This window comes from Saccharomonospora azurea NA-128, assembly GCF_000231055.2.
Taxonomy (GTDB): Bacteria; Actinomycetota; Actinomycetes; order Mycobacteriales; family Pseudonocardiaceae; genus Saccharomonospora; species Saccharomonospora azurea.
In genome coordinates, this window is the sequence record NZ_CM001466.1 from 3503133 (window position 1) to 3520233 (window position 17101).

Consider the following 17101-nt stretch of genomic DNA (forward strand, 5'->3'; position numbering starts at 1 on the left):
GGCCGGGGCGGCTCGGTACTCGATCTGGCCCGGCGCATCGGTGTTGACTGTCTGTACGCCAGTACGACGTGACCTTGCTGGGGGTAGGGATGCGCTACGAGACCACGGTCGCTCCACCACGGTGGTTGAACAGCCTGATGTTCGTCGTCTTCGTGGCCTGCCTCGTCGGCGCCGTGTTCGCCTGGCTGCAGGAGGGGCCGGTGTGGGGCAAGCTCATCGCGACGGGCGTGGCCCTGGTCATGCTGCCCTTGGTGGACGTGCGGGGCCGGATCACGGTCGACGACGAGGAGCTCACGCTCGCCGTCGGGATGTGGTTCCGTAAGCGGATACCTCTGACGGAGATCACGTCGGTGGAGCTCACCCGGGCCGCGCCCATGGACTTCGGAGGCTACGGCTACCGCTCGCTCGCCGGAGGTGAGGCGGGTTTCCTGTTCGCGGCGGGACCGGCTGCGAAGGTGCGCGCCACCGAGGGGCGGTCGGTGGTCATCGGGGCTCCGGACGCCGATCGGCTCGTGGAGGTTCTCGGGGGCCGGCAGGCGCCGAAGGACCCCTGAGCGCTACGGCGACCGCGAGAGCGGTATCAATATGGTGCCACTCCGGTACCCTCGACGGTATGGCGATGAACCTGAGACTTCGACCCGAGACGGAGGAAGCACTCCGTGAAGAGGCGCGCCGTTCGGGGCGGTCCCAACAGGAGATCGTGCGTGCTGCCGTGGACAACTACCTCGCCTCGGTTCCGGAACAACCCGCGCGTGGAACCGATCCCCTGCTGACCACCGGAAAGGTTCATCCCCCACGCAGGCCATATCGCCGGGTGACCCCAACGAACCACCTTCCCGAGGGAGTCCGTCGCAGCCTGGATCTCCTGGATCGGGAAGACCGTTTCTGATGCGCGTCTATCTCGACACCAGCGCACTGCTCAAACGGATCTTCGTAGAGCCGGAGTCCGACGCCCTCGTGGAGGCGATCGACCACTGGCACGCCGATCGGTGCCTCCTGGTCGCGTCGTCACTGGCCTGGGTCGAGGTCGCCCGGGCGATCCGCTTCCGGTACGACGCGCCGTACGGGGACGTCGAGAACCACGTCGACGACGCTCTCGCCGGAGTCGCCGAGCATCCGATCGGTCCCGAGGTCGTCGGACTCGCTCGCCGAATCGGGCCCGCGGCGCTTCGCTCGCTCGACGCACTCCACCTCGCCTCGGCACTTCTGCTCGACGCGGACGTCCTGGTCACCTACGACGACCGGTTGCGCGAGGCGTGCCGAGACGCCGGACTGCGCGCGTTGTCACCAGTCACCGGACCATAGAGGCGAGGGGTGTGGCACGCCCACCGACGTTCGGGAGTCGCCGATGACCACCGCAGACAAGATCGACTTCAAGCGCGAGCTCGACTGCTACCGGGCCCCGCGAGGGCGGTTCCGCGTCGTCGACGTGCCCGAGCTGCGTTACCTGATGATCGACGGACACGGTGATCCGAACACCTCGCCGGCCTACGTGGACGCGATCGAGGCGCTCTACCCGCTGGCCTACCGGCTGAAGTTCGCGAGCAAGCGAGCCGGGCGCGACCACGTCGTCATGCCCCTGGAAGGGCTGTGGTGGGCCGACGACATGGACGCGTTCACCAGCGCCCGCGACAAGTCACGCTGGCACTGGACGCTCATGATCATGGTTCCGGACTGGATCGACCGGGAGACGTTCGCCGAGGCGGTCGACCAGGTCGCGGCCACCAGGAGTCCACGGCGGCTGTCGGAGGTCCGGCTCGACACGTTGTCGGAGGGGCGCTGCGTCCAGACACTGCACGTCGGCTCCTACGACGACGAGGCCGACGTGCTCGCCCGCATGCACCACGAGTTCATCCCGGCCCACGGATTCGCGCTGACCGGACGGCACCACGAGATCTACCTCAGCGACGCCCGCAGGGTCGCGCCCGAGAAGCTCCGGACCATCCTGCGGCAACCGGTCGTCCCGGCGACGTGACGTCGTGGGCCCGGCTCACGACCAGATCGTCACGTGCACCGGCGGGCGGAAGCGCGACGGTGGCACACCACGGTCCGGCGAGCGCATGAGCTGCATGGCCGCGGGAGTGCCGAGGAAGTAGCGCAGTGACGCGGCGGCAGCCGAGCACCGCTGCCGGGCCGGTGTGGTGAGGTGCCAGCACACCGGCGCGGGCGTGGCCGAGGTGGGCAGCACGGCGAGCTCCCGCCGACGCAACAGCGGCGCCACCAGGTGTTCCACGGCCACCGACACGCCCGCGCCGCCCGCCGCGGCCGACCACGCACTGGTTTCGTTGGGATACACCTGGATGCGCGTGTCCGGAACCCGCAGCTGCCGCAGCAGCCGGGCCACGTCGCTGTCCGGGTCCGCGCCCGACGGACCCACCGACCAGGGCCAACTCGCCGGATCGCCCTGTACTCGCCGGTCCGGGGCGCCGACCGCCACGAGCGCGCAGCGGAACACGGGGACGCTGTCCACCTCCGGTCCCGTCAGCGCCGGGCCGAGCGCGGCGTCGGCGAGCCGGTGGCTCACCAGCACACCCATCTGTTCGGTGGTGGCCAGGCCCGACGAGACGTCGACGGTGTCGCCGCTGCGCGTGCCGAACGCCTCCAGCAGCGGACCGATCACGAACTCGGCGACCGTGCTCGTCACCGCCACGCGCAGGGGTTCCGGCGCTCCACTCGCCTGTCGCACGGCCGCGTCGGCGTCGGCACCCAGCTCCACCATGCGCGACGCGATCGGCAGCAGCCGACGTCCCGCGGGGGTGAGCGTCATGCCCTGGGCCGACCGCACCAGGAGGCGGTCGCCGTGATGCTGGCGCAGCGCCGCCAGGGCCTGCGACACCGCGGGTTCGGTGACCCCGAGCGCCCGCGCGGCGCCGGTCACCGAGCCCAGTCGTGCGACGAGGACGAAGGCGCTGAGCTGACCGAGTGTCATACGCCCTGGCCGAGTGACGCCGGACACACCATCAGGCTACCTCCGAGGGCGATAACCGGTCGCTTATAGCGCCGTTGCCACCCCGCCGACGGGGGCCGAGCCTGGCGGTATGCAGGTGCCCGCGCAGTTCCAGTACGAGAAGGCGACGAGTGTCGAGCACGCGCTCGCCCTGCTCGACGCCTACGGCGACGACAGCATGGTGGTGGCCGGAGGTCACTCGCTGATCCCCATGATGAAGCTGCGGCTCGCGCAACCCGAGACGTTGATCGACATCAACGACGTCCACGAGCTGTCCCGCATCGGGGTCGACCGGGACTCGGTGACCATCGGGGCGCTCGTCCGGCACGCGGAGCTCCTCGACTCGCCCGTGATCGGGGAGCACTTCCCGATCCTGCACGACGCCGAGCGCGTCATCGCCGACCCGGCCGTGCGCAACCGCGGCACGGTGGGCGGCTCGCTGTGCCAGGCCGACCCCTCGGAGGACCTCGCCGCCGTGTTCGTCGCCCTCGACGGGGTGGCACTGATCCGGGGCCTGGACGGCGACCGGGTGGTGCCGGTGCGGCAGTTCTTCACCGGCCCGTACTCCACGGTGCTCGACGAGGGCGAGTTGCTGGTGGGCGTGCGCGTGCCGATCCGCTCGTCCGCGTCGGCGTACCTGAAGGTGGAGCGCCGCTCGGGGGACTGGGCCGTGGCGTCGGCGGGAGCGGCGTTGCGGCTCGACGACGGGCACATCGCGTGGGTCGGCCTCGGGTTGACCGCCGTCGGCGCGCCGTCCTTCGGAGCCCCGGAAGCCGAGGAATACCTCCTCGGCGGTCCCGCCACCGACGACCGCTTCGAGGAGGCGGGCACCATCGCGGCCGAACACTGCTCCCCGGTGGCCGACCAGCGCGGCCCCGCCGACTACAAGCGTCACCTCGCCGCCACGCTCACCACGCGTGTGCTGCGCAAGGCCGCCGGCCGCTGGCGCGGCCACGGCAACCACGAGGAGTCGTGACATGGAGATCACCGTCACCGTCAACGGCCAGCCGTACACGCGCGACGTGGAACCAAGGCTGCTGCTCGTGCACTTCCTGCGCGACGAACTGGGACTCACGGGCACGCACTGGGGCTGCGACACGTCGAACTGCGGCGCGTGCGCGGTGCTCATGGACGGCATGCCCGTGAAGTCGTGCACCGTGCTGGCGGTGATGGCCGACCGGCACGAGATCCGCACCGTCGAGGGCCTGGAGACCTCGGCCGGGCTGGACCCGGTGCAGGAGGGGTTCCGGGCCGAACACGGGCTTCAGTGCGGGTTCTGCACGCCCGGGATGATGATGACCGCCCGCTGGCTGCTCGACCGCAACCCGACGCCGTCGGAGGAGGAGATCCGCGAGGCGTTGTCCGGACAGCTGTGCCGCTGCACGGGCTACGAGAACATCGTGCGTTCCGTGCGCTGGGCCGCCGAGCACGAGGCCGCCGCCCACGCCGTCTCCGACGCGATTCCCGATCAGAGGGCCGAGACGTCCGCGCCGCGGACCCGGCCGGGCTCGGAGGTGCAGGCATGACCACCGCGGACGTTCCCACCCAGCGCAGCAATCCGATCGGGTACGGCAGCATGCCGCGCAAGGAGGACGAACGCTTCCTGCGCGGACACGGCCGCTACGTCGACGACATCACCCTGCCCGGCATGCTGCACGGCGCCGTGCTGCGCAGCCCCCACGCGCACGCGCGCATCGTCTCGATCGACACGAGCGCCGCGCAGGCACATCCGAAGGTGCGGGCCGTCATCACCGGGCACACCCTCGAAGGCCTGAACCTCGCGTGGATGCCGACGTTGTCGCACGACGTGCAGGCCGTGCTGGCCACCGACAAGGTGCGGTTCCAGGGCCAGGAGGTCGCGTTCGTCGTCGCCGAGGACCGGTACGCGGCGCGTGACGCACTGGAGCTCATCGACGTCGAGTACGACCCGCTGCCTCCGGTCGTCGACGCGACGCGGGCCCTCGACGCCGACGCCCCCGTGATCCGCGACGACATCGAGGGGCGTGCCGACAACCGCATCTTCGACTGGGAGACCGGCGACGCCGCCGCCACCGACAGCGTGTTCGCGCGCGCCGACGTGGTGGCCGCGCAGGACATGCTGTACCCGCGCGTGCACCCCGCACCGATGGAGACCTGCGGCGCCGTGGCCGACATGGACCCGGTCACCGGCAAGCTCACCGTGTGGACCACCACGCAGGCACCACACGCCCACCGCACCGTGTACGCGCTGGTGGCCGGGCTTCCGGAGCACAAGATCCGGGTCGTCTCGCCCGACATCGGCGGCGGTTTCGGCAACAAGGTCGGCATCTACCCGGGCTACGTGTGCGCGGTGGTGGGCTCGATCGTCACCGGCAAGCCCGTCAAGTGGGTGGAGGACCGCTCCGAGAACCTCATGAGCACGTCGTTCGCCCGCGACTACCACATGCACGGCGAGATCGCGGCCACCCGCGACGGCAGGATCCTCGGCCTGCGGGTGAAGGTGCTGGCCGACCACGGCGCGTTCAACGGCACCGCCCAGCCGAGCAAGTTCCCCGCCGGGTTCTTCGGCGTGTTCACCGGCTCCTACGACCTGCAGGCCGCGCACTGCGAACTCACCGGCGTCTACACCAACAAGGCACCGGGCGGGGTCGCCTACGCGTGCTCGTTCCGCATCACCGAGGCCGTCTACCTCGTGGAACGGCTCGTGGACGTGCTCGCGCGCGACCTCGGGATGGACCCGGCCGAGCTGCGCATGCGCAACCTGCTGCGGCCCGAGCAGTTCCCGTACCGCAGCGCCACCGGGTGGGAGTACGACTCCGGCGACTACCCGCGCACGCTGCGCGCGGCCCTGGAGGCGGCCCACTACGACGAGCTCCGCGAGGAACAGCGGCAACGCCGCGAGCGCGGTGAGCTCATGGGCATCGGCCTCAGCTTCTTCACCGAGGCCGTCGGCGCCGGACCGCGCAAGCACATGGACATCCTGGGGCTGGGCATGGCCGACGGCGCGGAGTTGCGCGTCCACCCCACCGGCAAGGCCGTGCTGCGCCTGTCGGTGCAGACGCAGGGACAGGGCCACGAGACGACGTTCGCGCAGATCGTGGCCGAGGAGCTGGGCATCCCGCCCGATGACGTCGACGTCGTGCACGGCGACACCGACCAGACGCCGTACGGGCTCGGCACCTACGGGTCGCGGTCGACCCCGGTGTCCGGTGCGGCGGCCGCCGTCGTGGCCCGCAAGGTGCGGGAGCGGGCGCGGCTCGTGGCGTCGGCGATGCTGGAGGTCGACCCCGGCGACCTCGACTGGGAGAAGGGCCGGTTCTTCGTCAAGGGCGATCCCACGTCGGGCGCGACGATCGCCGAGATCGCGATGGCCGCGCACTCCGACCTCGACCTGCCCGAGGGGGTCGAGGGCCACCTCGACGCGCAGACCGTCTACAACCCGCCCAACCTGACGTACCCGTTCGGGGCGTACGTGTGCGTGGTCGACGTCGACCCCGACACCGCCCAGGTGAAGGTCCGCGACTTCGTGGCCGTGGACGACTGCGGGGTCCGGATCAACCCGATGATCGTCGAAGGACAGATCCACGGCGGACTCGCCGACGGGCTCGGCATGGCGTTGATGCAGGTCATGGCCTTCGACGAGGACGGCAACCACCTCGGCGGATCGTTCATGGACTACCTGCTGCCGACCACGATGGAGTGCCCGTCGTGGCGGCTCGGCGAGACGGTGACGCCGTCGCCGCACCACCCGATCGGCGCGAAGGGCGTCGGGGAGTCGGCGACGGTGGGCTCGCCCGCCGCCGTGGTGAACGCCGTCGTCGACGCCCTGGCACCGTACGGCGTCCGGCACCTCGACATGCCGATGACACCCGCGGTCGTGTGGCGGGCCATGCAGGGGCGGCCCCTGCGGACGGATCTGGCGATCACATGACGGACCGGGCGCTCTTCGCGCACGCCGAGGAGTTGCGGCAGCGGCGCGCGCCGTTCGTCCTGGCCACGGTGGTGCGGGCGCGCAGGCCCACGAGCGCGCGGCCGGGCGATCGGGCTCTCGTGCTCGCCGACGGCACCGTGGAGGGCTTCGTCGGTGGCGTGTGCGCCGAGTCGACCGTGCGGTTGCAGGGGCTCAGGGTGCTGGCGTCCGGGCGGCCCGTGGTCCTGCGCATCACCCCGGACGCGGCCACGGAGGACGGCGGCGCGGGCCGTGTCGGGGACGTCGGGGACGTCGAGGACGTTGAGGACACGGTCACCGTGGCCAACCCGTGCCTGTCCGGCGGCGCGGTCGACGTCTTCCTGGAGCCGCAGCTGCCCGCGCCGCTGGTGCAGGTGTTCGGCGACTCGCCCATCGCCAGGGCGCTGCGGGAGGTGGGGGCCGTCCTGGGCTACGACGTCCGCGCGTGCGCGGCGGATCCCGAGTTCACCGCCGACACCCGCGCCGTCGTGGTCGCCTCACACGGTCGCGACGAGGAGGGAGTCCTCACGGCGGCGCTGCGGGCGGAGGTTCCCTACGTGGGCCTGATCGCGAGTCCCCGGCGGGGCCGTGCCGTGCTCGGCGAGCTGGCCCAGCCCGGCGCCGACCGCGTGCACACGCCCGCCGGGCTGGATCTCGGCGCCCGCACGCCCCACGAGATCGCCCTGTCGGTGTATGCGGAGCTGATCGCGACCCGCTCGTCGACCAGCGCCGGCGCCGTGCCTGCCGACGTGAGCGGCGCCGCCGAGGTGCCCGAGGCGGTCGACCCGGTGTGCGGCATGTCCGTCGCCGTCGGCCCCACCACACCGCACGTGATCCGGGACGGCCGCCGGTACCACTTCTGCTGCACGGGCTGCGCCGATCGGTTCGCCTCCGACCCCGCCCGCTACGTGGCAGCCGGTGCGGCTCACGCTCCGTGAGCGACGACCACCGCGCCGGTGGACGCCGGTTCCTCCGCACGGGCCTGTCCCGGCGCCCGGAATCTCCCTAGTCTGCTCGCGGGTCCGTGTCGCCGCGCGCGAGGAGAGAAGACAGTGAAGCGGGCGTTCATCATCATCGGCGTGGTCTTCGGCCTCGCGGTGATCTACACAAGCGGCGCGGAACAGCGCAGTTCGGACGCGGCGAGCGGCGGTTCCGGCGAGCAGGCGGGCTGCACGGTCGTCGTCACCGCCGACGTCCTCAACGTGCGCGCGGGGCCGAGCGAGGACCGCGAGATCGTCGACAAGCTGCGCGAGGACGAGGAGGTCGACGCCACCACCGAGACCCGCGACGGCTTCCGCAAACTCGACGACGGCGAATGGGCCTCCGACGACTACCTGGAGCCCGCCGAGGGCGCCGACTGCGGCTGAGGTCCTGGGGGTCGTACGAACTAGGAGTTCAAGAGTTCTCCCACCGCGTCGATGGCCCGCCGCCCCGCGCTGTCATACAATGTCATGCATGGTCGAGCGGATCGAGTGGGACGAAGAGGCGCGAAAACACATACTGACTCGATCCGCTCGCTATGCCGACTCGGTCGATATCGATCCAGGATGGACGGCAGAGGCTGTCAACGATCCCGATCGGCTGGTCGACGAACCGGACCCACGATCAGCGCATGCCAACAGTGTGCGGGTCGTTGGTTACTCGCCGTCTGCGCAGATGGTCATCACCGTGGTGGCTCTGCGTGGTGTCGCAGGAGTGCTGCATGGGGCGTCCGCATGGAAAACGCGGGGTGCCCCGCTGCGTCAGTACTGGAAGGGAGCTGGCGATGAGTGAGATCTCGGAGCAGGACATGCGGGACTACCGTGCCGAAGCGGAGGACGCGTCTGATGAGCCGCTCTCGGAGCAGGCCTCACGGCCGGGCCGGGGACGCGCCAAGGTGTTGTCGGTCAGGCTGACGCCCGAGGAGTTCGACGAGCTGACGCAGTTCGCTGCCGCGTTGGACGTTCCGGCTTCCGCCCTGGTGCGCGGGTGGGTGTTGAACGAATTGCGCGCGGGTTCGGAGTCCCCCGTGCGGACTGTGGACAGGATCGCTCAGGAGCTCGACCAGCTCCGGCGACAGCTGGCGGCATAGCTTCAGGTGCCGTCGAGGCGGAGCGAGGATTGCGGCTGAACCGGTCGCTGCAGTGTGAGCGTGTGTCCCTCTTCGGCGGCCAGGACGTCACCGGAGAACACGGCGCATGCCTCCCGCACCGCCGTCTCGCGGTCGGCGCCGGGCCAGAAGTGGGTGAGCATCAGCGTCGCGGCGCCGGCCCGCTCCGCGAGCTCGGCGGCCTGCCCGGCGGTCAGAAGCCGTGGCACCTCGCCGGGGTCGGGTTCGGTGAGGGTCGCCTCCATGACGAACAGGTCGGCGTCGGCGCCCAGCTCGACGAGGGCGTCGGCCGGTCCCGAGTCGCCCGTGTAGGCGATGGTCGCGCTCGGCCCGCTCAGGCGTACGCCGACGGCGGGCACGTGATGCGGCACGGGCACGGTCGTGACCTCGACGTGCTCGCCCACCCGCCATGAGTCACGCCCGTGGACGACGTGCACGTCGAACACCGATTCGGGGTCGATGGTGGGTTCGGCGGCGCGCAGCACGTCGAGCACACCGGCCGTGCAGTACAGGGGGACGCGGGGGCGCCCGGCAGCGTGGTAGTGCCGCACCCGCGCGAGGCCGCTGACGTCGACGCAGTGGTCCGGATGTTCGTGGGTGATCACGACGGCGTCGACCTCCCCGTCGGGGCACAGCGCGAGCAGCCGTGGCAACACGCCGTAGCCGAGGTCGAGCACGATCCGCGCGCCGCCGTCCCGCACGAGGAACGCGCTGCACGCGCGCCCCGCCTCGGGCCAGGCGCCGCTGCTGCCCAGCACCGTGAGTTCGGCCATGCCGGTGAGTGTGGCAGAGCCGACCGGGTCGGAGGCGCAGGTAACCTGCCTCCCGTGCTGACCGTCTCGTCTGTCAACGTCAACGGCCTGCGCGCCGCCGCCAAGAAGGGTTTCACGGAGTGGTTCGCGGCCACCTCCGCCGATGTCGTGGCGTGCCAGGAGGTGCGGGCCGAACCGGACGTCCTCGCCGCCGAACTGCGGGAACCGGAGGGCTGGCACACGATCCACGCGCCGTGCGCGACGAAGGGCCGCAACGGCGTCTCCCTCTACAGCCGCATCGAGCCCGACAGCGTGCGCGTCGGGTTCGGCGAGGCCGAGTTCGAGGACAGCGGCCGGTACGTCGAGATGTGGTTGCCGGGCGTGGTGGTCGCGAGCCTGTACCTGCCGAGCGGAGACGTCGGCACCCCGAGGCAGGACGAGAAGGAGCGGTTCATGGCCGGGTTCCTGCCGTACCTGGGTGGGTTGCGGGACAAGGCAGCCGCGGACGGCCGGGAGGTGCTGGTGTGCGGCGACTGGAACATCGGCCACACCGAGCTCGACATCAAGAACTGGAAGGCCAACCGCAAGAACGCGGGCTTCCTGCCCGAGGAGCGGGCCTGGCTGAGCCGGGTGTTCGACGAACTGGGCTACGTGGACGTCCAGCGGCGCCTCGACCCGGAAGGCCCGGGCCCGTACACGTGGTGGTCGTACCGCGGGAAGGCCTTCGACAACGACGCCGGCTGGCGGATCGACTACCACGTGGCCACGCCGGGCCTGGCGGACCGCTGCACGTCGTTCGTGGTGGAACGGGCGGAGAGCTACGACAAGCGCTGGTCGGACCACGCGCCGGTGACGGCGACGTACGACGTGTGAGGGCGGATTCCTCCCGTTATGAAACGGCCAGCCCGTGAACTGGGACTGTGGGGCTCGGTGGGGCACAATCGGATGCGGGAGGTGTCGTTTCCGTGCACGAGCTCGTCAAGGCGAAACGAGGCGAGATCGAGAGACTCTGCCGTTCGCTCGCGGTGCGTCGCCTCGACGTGTTCGGTTCCGCTGTGGGGGACTCGTTCGACACCGAGTCCAGCGACGTCGATGTCCTCGTCGAATTCGATTCGAGCCCGGAGGTCGACTACTTCGACACCCATTTCACCCTGAAGGAAGGGCTGGAGCGGATTCTCGGCCGTCCGGTCGACCTCGTCAGCGCCACGGCGATCCGCAATCCCTATTTCCGGCGGTCGGTGCTCGAGAGCAGGGAACACCTCTATGCGGCGTGAGGTGCTTCGGCGGGTGTTGGATGCGCGACGTTCGTAGGCGAGCCGCCGTAGCCCAGCACGACAGGATCGTCGGTTACTGACCGCCACCGACCGAACATTGGCGGTAAGATCACGAGCCGTCGATGTGATCCGGGTCAGGGAAGGTGGCGGGATGTCCGACGGTCGGAGGCCGGTACCGAAGCCAGCTCCTCCGCCCGCGCAACCGCGGTGGTTCCAGGAGCGGACGTCACCGTATCCCTGGGAGCAGGACGGCCTGGACCACGTTCGCAGGTTGATGCCGCAGGCGGAGCCGTATCGCGCGTGGGCGACGTTCTCCTTCACTGCGGCATCTGGCCGTATCAACGAATGCGATCTGTTGATCGCTGTTCCCGGTGGGCTCTACCTGGTGGAGCTCAAAGGGCACACCGGGCGTGTGGTGAACAACGGTGAGACGTGGAGCTTCTTCAGGGAGGGAACGAAGCGGCCCCGTTCGTTCCGCAACCCACTGCATCTCACCGACCTGAAGTGCAAGGATCTCAAGACGCGTCTGGAGTGGGCGGCCAAGCAGAACCACTACACCGGCCGCATTCCGCGCATCGAACCCGCGATCTTCCTGTCCGCACCGGGGCTGACCTCGGAGCTCGACGAGGTGCAGCGCACCCGCGTCTACGGCCGTGACGGGCAGGTCGACGGTCTGGACTGGATCTGGCGTGACCTGCTGTCGCGCCCGCCGCAGCGGGAGCACCAGCGGATCAGCCCGGAGTTCTCCCGCCACGTGCTGCCGAAGCTGCTGGAGAAGATCGGCATCCGGGCGTCGACGGCGCATCTGCGGTTCGGCGACGACTGGGAGCTCTCCGGTGAGGTGCTGGACGCGGGCCCGACGTGGGAGGACCGTCTCGCGTTCCGCACGGGCCTCGTGCGTGAGGAGGGCCGGGTCCGCATCTACCTCACCGAGCAGCAGGCCGCCGAAGAGCGGCGGCAGTCGGTGGAGCGGGCCGCGCGGCGCGAGTACCAGGTGTTGCAGGGCATCGCCCACCGCGGCATCGCGCAGGCCGTGCAGATCCGGGAGCACCAGAGCGGTCCCGCGATCCTCTTCCGCCACAACTCGTCGGACCTGCGGCTGGACTCCTACCTCGACGTGCACGGCGACCGGCTGAGCATCGACACGCGGCTCGATCTGGTGCGCCAGCTCGCCGAGGCGGTCCAGTACGCGCATCACCGCTCGCTCTACCACCGCGCCCTGTCGGCGCGTTCGGTGTGGGTGTCGGCGAAGGACGACGGGTCCGACCCGGTGTTGCGGATCACCGACTGGCAGGCCGCCGCTCGTGACTTCGACACGACGTCGCTGTCGACGGTGGGCAAGACGTCGTTGACGGGCGAACACCTGGCGGGCTCGGCGGAGGTGTATCTGGCGCCGGAGTTCGCCCCGCACGCCGACCCGGTGGATCTCGACGTCTTCGGCCTGGGCGCGGTGTCGTTTCTGATCCTGACGGGGCAGCCACCCGCCACGCAGCGCAGCGGCCTGATCGAGTGGCTGGCCGACAGCCACGGCCTGCACCCCTACGCGGTGTCGGACGGCATCTCCGACGCCCTCGACGCGCTGGTCTTCGACGCGACCCGCACGGAGCTGTCGCAGCGGCTGGAGTCGGCGGACGCTTTCCTCAAGCGGCTGGACGCGGCGGAGTGGGAGTCGCTGCCCGAGTCGTCCGTGCCCGTGGTGGACCCGCTCACGGTGTCGGCGGGCCAGATGGTGGACGAGCAGTGGCGGGTCGAGCGGGTGCTCGGCACCGGGGCCACGGCGCGGGCGTTGCTGGTGCGGAAGGTGGACACCGACGACGAGCAGCCCGAGCGCCGGGTGTTGAAGGTGGCGCTCGACGACGACAAGGCGCAGCACCTGCATGCCGAGGCCCGAGCCCTGGCGCTGGCGGGCGGCGGCGTGGTGGTGCAGTTGCTCGACGGCCCCCGCGAGGTGGGAGGCCGCACCGTGCTCGATCTGGAGTACGCGGGCGGGCAGGACCCGCAGGGCTACACGCTCGGCGAGCATCTGCGCGCCGAGGGCAGGCTCAGTTACCACAACCTGGAGCGTTACGGCCGCGACCTGTTCATCGCGTTGGACCAGCTCGCGGGTAAGGGCGTGCGGCACCGGGATCTGAAGCCGGACAACTTCGGCGTCTACCGCAGGGCCGACCGCTCGACACAGCTGATGTTGTTCGACTTCTCGCTGGCCGACGTCTCGGAGCGCGACGTCACGGCGGGCACCCGCGGGTATCTGGACCCGTTCCTCGGCACCAACCGCCGTCCCGCCTACGACGACCACGCCGAGCGTTACGCGGCGGCGGTGACGCTGCACGAGATGGCGTCTGGGCAGCGGCCGGTGTGGGGCGACGGGGTGAGCGATCCCCGCACCACCACCGACGAGACTCCGGTGCTGGCGGCGGAGTTGTTCGAACCGGCGCTGCGCGACGGGTTGACGGCGTTCTTCCGGCGTGCGCTGCACCGGGACGTCAACCGACGGTTCGACACGGTGCGGCAGATGGAGGACGCCTGGCGGGAGGTGTTCACCGCGGCGGACACCGCCCAGCCGCTCACCACGCCCGACACGGTGGGTGTCGAGGGAGAGACGCTGGAGGCCACCCGCGACGCGCACGCCGAGCGGGCCACCCTTGACACGCAGCTCGACGTGGCCGGGTTGAGTCCGCGTGCGGCGTCGCTGGCGCAGTCGTTCGGGGTGACGACGGTGCGGGAGCTGCTGGAGCAGGTGCGCCCGTACGAGATCAGCCGGGCGCGAGGCGCGGGGAAGGTGGTGCGCAACGAGCTGAACCGCCGTCACAAGCAGTGGACTCGGGCGTTGTTGCAGCCCTCCGAGTCCGACCGTCCCGCGTCGGACTCGCCGTCCGGCCGCTCCACTGTGGACGAGCTGGTTGCCGTGTTGCTGCCTCCGAGAGGCAGGCGGGGCTCGCGTAAGGCGGATGTCGTGCGCCTCACGCTCGGGCTGCCGGTGGGGGAGGGCGACGAGCCGCCTTCGCCGTGGCCGACGCAGACCGAGGTGGCCCGGCGGCTGGGTATCACGCAGGGCCCGGTGTCGCAGCACTATCGCGCGGCGGTGAAGGCGTGGGCGGCCGAGCCGCGGTTGTCGGCGGTGCGGGACGAGCTGGTGGAGCTGGTCGCCGAGGCGGGCCGCGTGATGCCGGCGCACGAGCTGGCTGCCACGGTTCGGGCTCGATACGGCGTCGCGGAGCGGGACACCCGGGAGCACGCGCTGGCGCAGGCGTTGGCGGTGGTGCGCGCGGCGGTGGACACCGAGGCGTGGGAGCGGCAGCAGAGCGAGGACGAGGACGGTCCACGATTCTCGGCGTTGCGGCGCGGCGAGCACGTGTTGATCGTGTTGGAGTCGTTGCCGGGCACCGACGCGCCGAGTGCTCCGGAGCTGGCCGACTACGCCGTCGCGCTGGGGGCGCGGGCCGACGAGCTGGTCGAGTTGGACCCGCTGCCGGGTCGTGGCGTGGTGGTGCGGGAGTTGCGGGCGGTGTCGGCCCCGGAGGGGCTGCCGTCGCAGGCGGACACCCGCCTCGTGGAGTTGGCTGCGGTGATGTCGCGGCACGCGGCGGCGTCGGCGCGCTCGGAGCTGTATCCGCGGGAGCTGGACCTGGTGCGGGCGCTGCGCATGTCGCAGGCAGCCGTGGGGGTGCGGCGCGATGCGGGAATCACGCTCGCGGATCTGCTGGCGAAGGTGCGGGCGCGGTTCCCGTCCGTGGCGGTGGCCGAGAACATCACGTATGTGCGGCTGGAGGAGGCGCTGCGCGAGGCGGGCACCCCGCTGGAGTGGGACATCGAGGCGCAGCGGTTCCGGCCTCCGGCGCCGGAGTTCTCCCGGCTGGCGTCGTCGTCGAGCCTGTCACGCAGCGGTCGCGGCCCACGGTGGTCTGGCGGTCTGGACCCGCAGGACGTGCTGCACGACAAGCTCACCAGGGCCGTGGAGTACGGCGGGTTCGTGGCGTTGACGTTGTGGGGCGCGCACCTCCCGGGCGCGGCCGAGTCGCTGGCGGCGCGGTATGCGGTGCGGGCGGTGCATGTGGACGGCGAGTTCCTGGCGACGTTCCGGGGGCTGGTCGCCGAGCACGGCCAGGACTGGGAGCTGGTGCGGAAGCTGGATGAGCGGTTCGGGCGGACAGGCCGCCCAAAGCCGGGTTTCCGCCGGTACGTGCAGCAGACGTGGGAGCGGCTGCGGGACCGTCTGGAGGCTGCGTCCGACGGCGAGCGCACGGTGTTGCTGCTGCACCACGCAGGCCTGGTCGGCCGTTACGCCGACCTGGGCGGGCGCGAGTTCCTGACGGGCCTTCAGCAGGCGGCCCGGTCGGCGCGGGCGTGGCCGCACGGTTTGTGGGTGCTGTGTCCGGGCGACTCGAAGCGGGAGGCGCCGCAGCTCGACGGTCTCCGGGTGGAGGCGTTGACGGAGGCGGAGCGGGTGGTGCTGGACCGGGAGTTCCTGCACGGTCCGAAGGTGGCTGACCGGGCGAGTTGAGGCGCTGTCGCCTGGGGTGGCGCTTGGCTCAATCGCGCTCCGGGTGGTGGGCCGGTCGATACACTCCGAAGCCGAACGGTTCCGCGACGTCGGCTTTTGGGGGGTAGTTGTGGCTGAGCTCAGAGACATGAGCGATGGCGCTGGCAGGGCCGTGCCTGGGGGCGCGCTGTCCAAGGTGATATCGGCGATGGACAAGTCGATGGGTGCCGAGGCGATGGCGGAGGTGACCCGCTCGGCGGACCAGATGGTCGCCTCCGCGAAGTCCGGCGGCTTCAAAGTGACGAAGGAAGCTGCCGACCCGATCATCAAAGTCCTGGAAGACTTCATAGACCGAATTCCTGGGATTAAGAACGGGCTGAATGTATTCGAGCAGGCCCCTCCGCTCGGTGATCACGATTACGGGAGAAAAGTCGCTCAGCATATGCATGAGGCGGCAAATGGTGACAGGTCTGCCCGTGCTGCTATTGATTCACTCGAGATAACTCTGAAGAAAAGCAGGGAAGCGTTGCTCAGGGCTTCGGGGCAATATCAAGAAAACGAAGAGTCGGCGAAAGATGTCCTCAAGGGTTTGGGTGAAGGATTCCGTGAGTTCTAAGCGGGTAGGAATAGCTGCTGCAGTAACTCTGCTTGCGGTCGCTTCTGGGTGTGCCGAGAAGGAGTCTGGGCATGCAGAGCCTCAAATATCTCCAGGCGGCTCCTCTGGTGGGGTGCAGACCACGAGTGCAAATCCATCAGGACAACTCAGCTTGTCGATTGATCCCTGCGAGTTGGTTTCGGAAGAGGATCTGGTCGAGGTAGGAAAATTTGAAAAGGAATACGAAGAGGCTGCTGGTGCTCGTACGTGCTATTGGCAACATACTTTCGAAAATGGAGGAGACGGGTTCGGTTTCGCTGTCGGTGTGCGAGATTCGCAAAGCATTGAAACAGTGAATGATAACGGTAGTGGGGTCCATTCTGATGAGGTGAACCAGCGTCCGGCGGTGTGGACGGTAGATCCGAAATTTGATGATTGCGTTTTCGCGATGAAAGTTGACGAGGTGTCGCGAGTTGACATTACTGTTTCCGGAGATAGTGAATCAAACGATTCATGCGAGGTTGCCGAGGTGATCGCGGGCATGGTCGAGCCTCGGTTGCCTGAGCTTCCGTGAGGTGAGCGGTCGTCGCGGCTATCCGGCCGCCTCGTCACCGTAGCCCGGTAGGTCGTACGCCTGCGCTACTGCGGTTTCGATGTCGTGGGTGTGCAGGCCTGCGTGTTCGGCGATGGTGAAGCCGAGTTCGAGTAGGCGGAAGGCGATGGCTCGCAGGGCTGGGGTGGCGTCGGGGTGTCCGGCGTCCTGGTGGTGGTAGAGCCCTTCCGTTTCGGTGTCGATGGCTCTGGTGATGCGCAGTAGCGCGGCCGACAGATCGTGGTGGGCTGGGGGTCGTTGGGCGCGGATCGTCGCGGCCTCGGCCGAGTGGAGGCGGGGGACCTTGACGTCGGGGCAGGTGGCCGCCGCCAGGAGGATGGCCGCTCGTTCGATGTCGCGTTCGTGGACCAGGACCCGCCTGATGGTCTCGACCTGCTGTCGGGTCGGCGGGACGTAGGTTGCGGTGGTCATCGTCGGTCCTTC

The 17101-nt window shown here is 69.9% G+C and carries 19 protein-coding genes; 16 read left to right on the forward strand and 3 right to left on the reverse strand.

What is annotated here, in order from left to right; translation table 11 throughout:
* Nucleotides 1-68 precede the first annotated feature (68 nt).
* Genes SACAZDRAFT_RS16110 through SACAZDRAFT_RS16120 form a run of 4 tightly spaced genes read left to right on the forward strand, consistent with a single transcriptional unit; the run spans nucleotide 69 to nucleotide 1975 of the window.
* On the forward strand, nucleotides 69-554 hold the full coding sequence (locus SACAZDRAFT_RS16110) for a hypothetical protein (RefSeq protein WP_232286286.1): 486 nt from the start codon (nucleotides 69-71) through the stop codon (nucleotides 552-554).
* Nucleotides 555-613: 59 nt separating this feature from the next.
* On the forward strand, nucleotides 614-889 hold the full coding sequence (locus SACAZDRAFT_RS22575; RefSeq protein WP_082245315.1) for a ribbon-helix-helix protein, CopG family: 276 nt from the start codon (nucleotides 614-616) through the stop codon (nucleotides 887-889).
* Nucleotides 889-1305 (forward strand): PIN domain-containing protein, encoded by a 417-nt coding sequence (locus tag SACAZDRAFT_RS16115; protein ID WP_005443448.1) that lies wholly within the window; start codon nucleotides 889-891, stop codon nucleotides 1303-1305. The genes SACAZDRAFT_RS22575 and SACAZDRAFT_RS16115 overlap by 1 nt, the downstream gene beginning before the upstream one ends.
* A 43-nt stretch (nucleotides 1306-1348) precedes the next feature.
* Nucleotides 1349-1975 carry a GyrI-like domain-containing protein gene (locus SACAZDRAFT_RS16120; RefSeq protein WP_005443450.1) on the forward strand — a complete coding sequence of 209 codons (627 nt, stop codon included), beginning with the start codon at nucleotides 1349-1351 and terminating at the stop codon, nucleotides 1973-1975.
* Nucleotides 1976-1990: 15 nt separating this feature from the next.
* Here the strand turns inward: SACAZDRAFT_RS16120 and SACAZDRAFT_RS16125 are convergent, their stop codons facing one another.
* Nucleotides 1991-2929: a LysR family transcriptional regulator gene (locus tag SACAZDRAFT_RS16125; protein ID WP_005443452.1), complete on the reverse strand. Its 939-nt coding sequence runs from the start codon at nucleotides 2927-2929 to the stop codon at nucleotides 1991-1993.
* Nucleotides 2930-3038: 109 nt separating this feature from the next.
* On the opposite strand from SACAZDRAFT_RS16125, the gene SACAZDRAFT_RS16130 reads away from it, so the two are divergent.
* The 7 genes from SACAZDRAFT_RS16130 to SACAZDRAFT_RS16155 all read left to right on the forward strand — a co-directional run bounded on the left by SACAZDRAFT_RS16130 (nucleotide 3039) and on the right by SACAZDRAFT_RS16155 (nucleotide 8946).
* Complete coding sequence (locus SACAZDRAFT_RS16130; protein ID WP_005443454.1) at nucleotides 3039-3923, forward strand: FAD binding domain-containing protein; 885 nt, start codon at nucleotides 3039-3041, stop codon at nucleotides 3921-3923.
* Nucleotide 3924: 1 nt separating this feature from the next.
* A complete protein-coding gene (locus SACAZDRAFT_RS16135) occupies nucleotides 3925-4473 on the forward strand; it encodes a (2Fe-2S)-binding protein (protein ID WP_005443455.1) in 549 nt (182 codons plus the stop codon).
* A complete protein-coding gene (locus SACAZDRAFT_RS16140) occupies nucleotides 4470-6857 on the forward strand; it encodes an aerobic carbon-monoxide dehydrogenase large subunit (protein ID WP_005443458.1) in 2388 nt (795 codons plus the stop codon). Before SACAZDRAFT_RS16135 ends, SACAZDRAFT_RS16140 begins: the two co-directional genes overlap by 4 nt.
* Nucleotides 6854-7813 (forward strand): XdhC family protein, encoded by a 960-nt coding sequence (locus SACAZDRAFT_RS16145; RefSeq protein ID WP_005443460.1) that lies wholly within the window; start codon nucleotides 6854-6856, stop codon nucleotides 7811-7813. Before SACAZDRAFT_RS16140 ends, SACAZDRAFT_RS16145 begins: the two co-directional genes overlap by 4 nt.
* Before the next feature lie 114 nt (nucleotides 7814-7927).
* Entirely contained in the window at nucleotides 7928-8242 is a 315-nt protein-coding gene (locus SACAZDRAFT_RS16150) for an SH3 domain-containing protein (protein ID WP_005443464.1), read from the forward strand.
* A gap of 88 nt (nucleotides 8243-8330) precedes the next feature.
* Nucleotides 8331-8648, forward strand: coding sequence for a hypothetical protein (locus SACAZDRAFT_RS23030; RefSeq protein ID WP_141630117.1), 318 nt, complete (start codon nucleotides 8331-8333; stop codon nucleotides 8646-8648).
* Nucleotides 8641-8946: a hypothetical protein gene (locus SACAZDRAFT_RS16155; RefSeq protein ID WP_005443465.1), complete on the forward strand. Its 306-nt coding sequence runs from the start codon at nucleotides 8641-8643 to the stop codon at nucleotides 8944-8946. Before SACAZDRAFT_RS23030 ends, SACAZDRAFT_RS16155 begins: the two co-directional genes overlap by 8 nt.
* A gap of 2 nt (nucleotides 8947-8948) precedes the next feature.
* Here the strand turns inward: SACAZDRAFT_RS16155 and SACAZDRAFT_RS16160 are convergent, their stop codons facing one another.
* Complete coding sequence (locus tag SACAZDRAFT_RS16160) at nucleotides 8949-9737, reverse strand: MBL fold metallo-hydrolase (protein ID WP_005443466.1); 789 nt, start codon at nucleotides 9735-9737, stop codon at nucleotides 8949-8951.
* A 54-nt stretch (nucleotides 9738-9791) separates the two neighbouring features.
* Between SACAZDRAFT_RS16160 and SACAZDRAFT_RS16165 the strand changes: the two genes are divergently transcribed.
* The 5 genes from SACAZDRAFT_RS16165 to SACAZDRAFT_RS22580 all read left to right on the forward strand — a co-directional run bounded on the left by SACAZDRAFT_RS16165 (nucleotide 9792) and on the right by SACAZDRAFT_RS22580 (nucleotide 16639).
* The gene (locus tag SACAZDRAFT_RS16165) at nucleotides 9792-10589 is read left to right on the forward strand and encodes an exodeoxyribonuclease III (RefSeq protein ID WP_005443467.1); all 798 of its coding nucleotides are present in this window, start codon (nucleotides 9792-9794) and stop codon (nucleotides 10587-10589) included.
* 92 nt (nucleotides 10590-10681) lie between these two features.
* Nucleotides 10682-10990, forward strand: coding sequence for a nucleotidyltransferase family protein (locus tag SACAZDRAFT_RS16170; protein ID WP_005443468.1), 309 nt, complete (start codon nucleotides 10682-10684; stop codon nucleotides 10988-10990).
* A gap of 151 nt (nucleotides 10991-11141) precedes the next feature.
* Nucleotides 11142-15491, forward strand: a complete 4350-nt coding sequence (gene pglW, locus SACAZDRAFT_RS16175; RefSeq protein WP_005443469.1) for a BREX system serine/threonine kinase PglW — start codon at nucleotides 11142-11144, stop codon at nucleotides 15489-15491.
* 127 nt (nucleotides 15492-15618) lie between these two features.
* On the forward strand, nucleotides 15619-16086 hold the full coding sequence (locus SACAZDRAFT_RS16180; protein ID WP_005443470.1) for a hypothetical protein: 468 nt from the start codon (nucleotides 15619-15621) through the stop codon (nucleotides 16084-16086).
* The gene (locus SACAZDRAFT_RS22580) at nucleotides 16046-16639 is read left to right on the forward strand and encodes a DUF3558 family protein (RefSeq protein ID WP_082245316.1); all 594 of its coding nucleotides are present in this window, start codon (nucleotides 16046-16048) and stop codon (nucleotides 16637-16639) included. The genes SACAZDRAFT_RS16180 and SACAZDRAFT_RS22580 overlap by 41 nt, the downstream gene beginning before the upstream one ends.
* Before the next feature lie 18 nt (nucleotides 16640-16657).
* Here the strand turns inward: SACAZDRAFT_RS22580 and SACAZDRAFT_RS16185 are convergent, their stop codons facing one another.
* On the reverse strand, nucleotides 16658-17089 hold the full coding sequence (locus SACAZDRAFT_RS16185) for a hypothetical protein (protein ID WP_005443472.1): 432 nt from the start codon (nucleotides 17087-17089) through the stop codon (nucleotides 16658-16660).
* Nucleotides 17090-17101 lie beyond the last annotated feature (12 nt).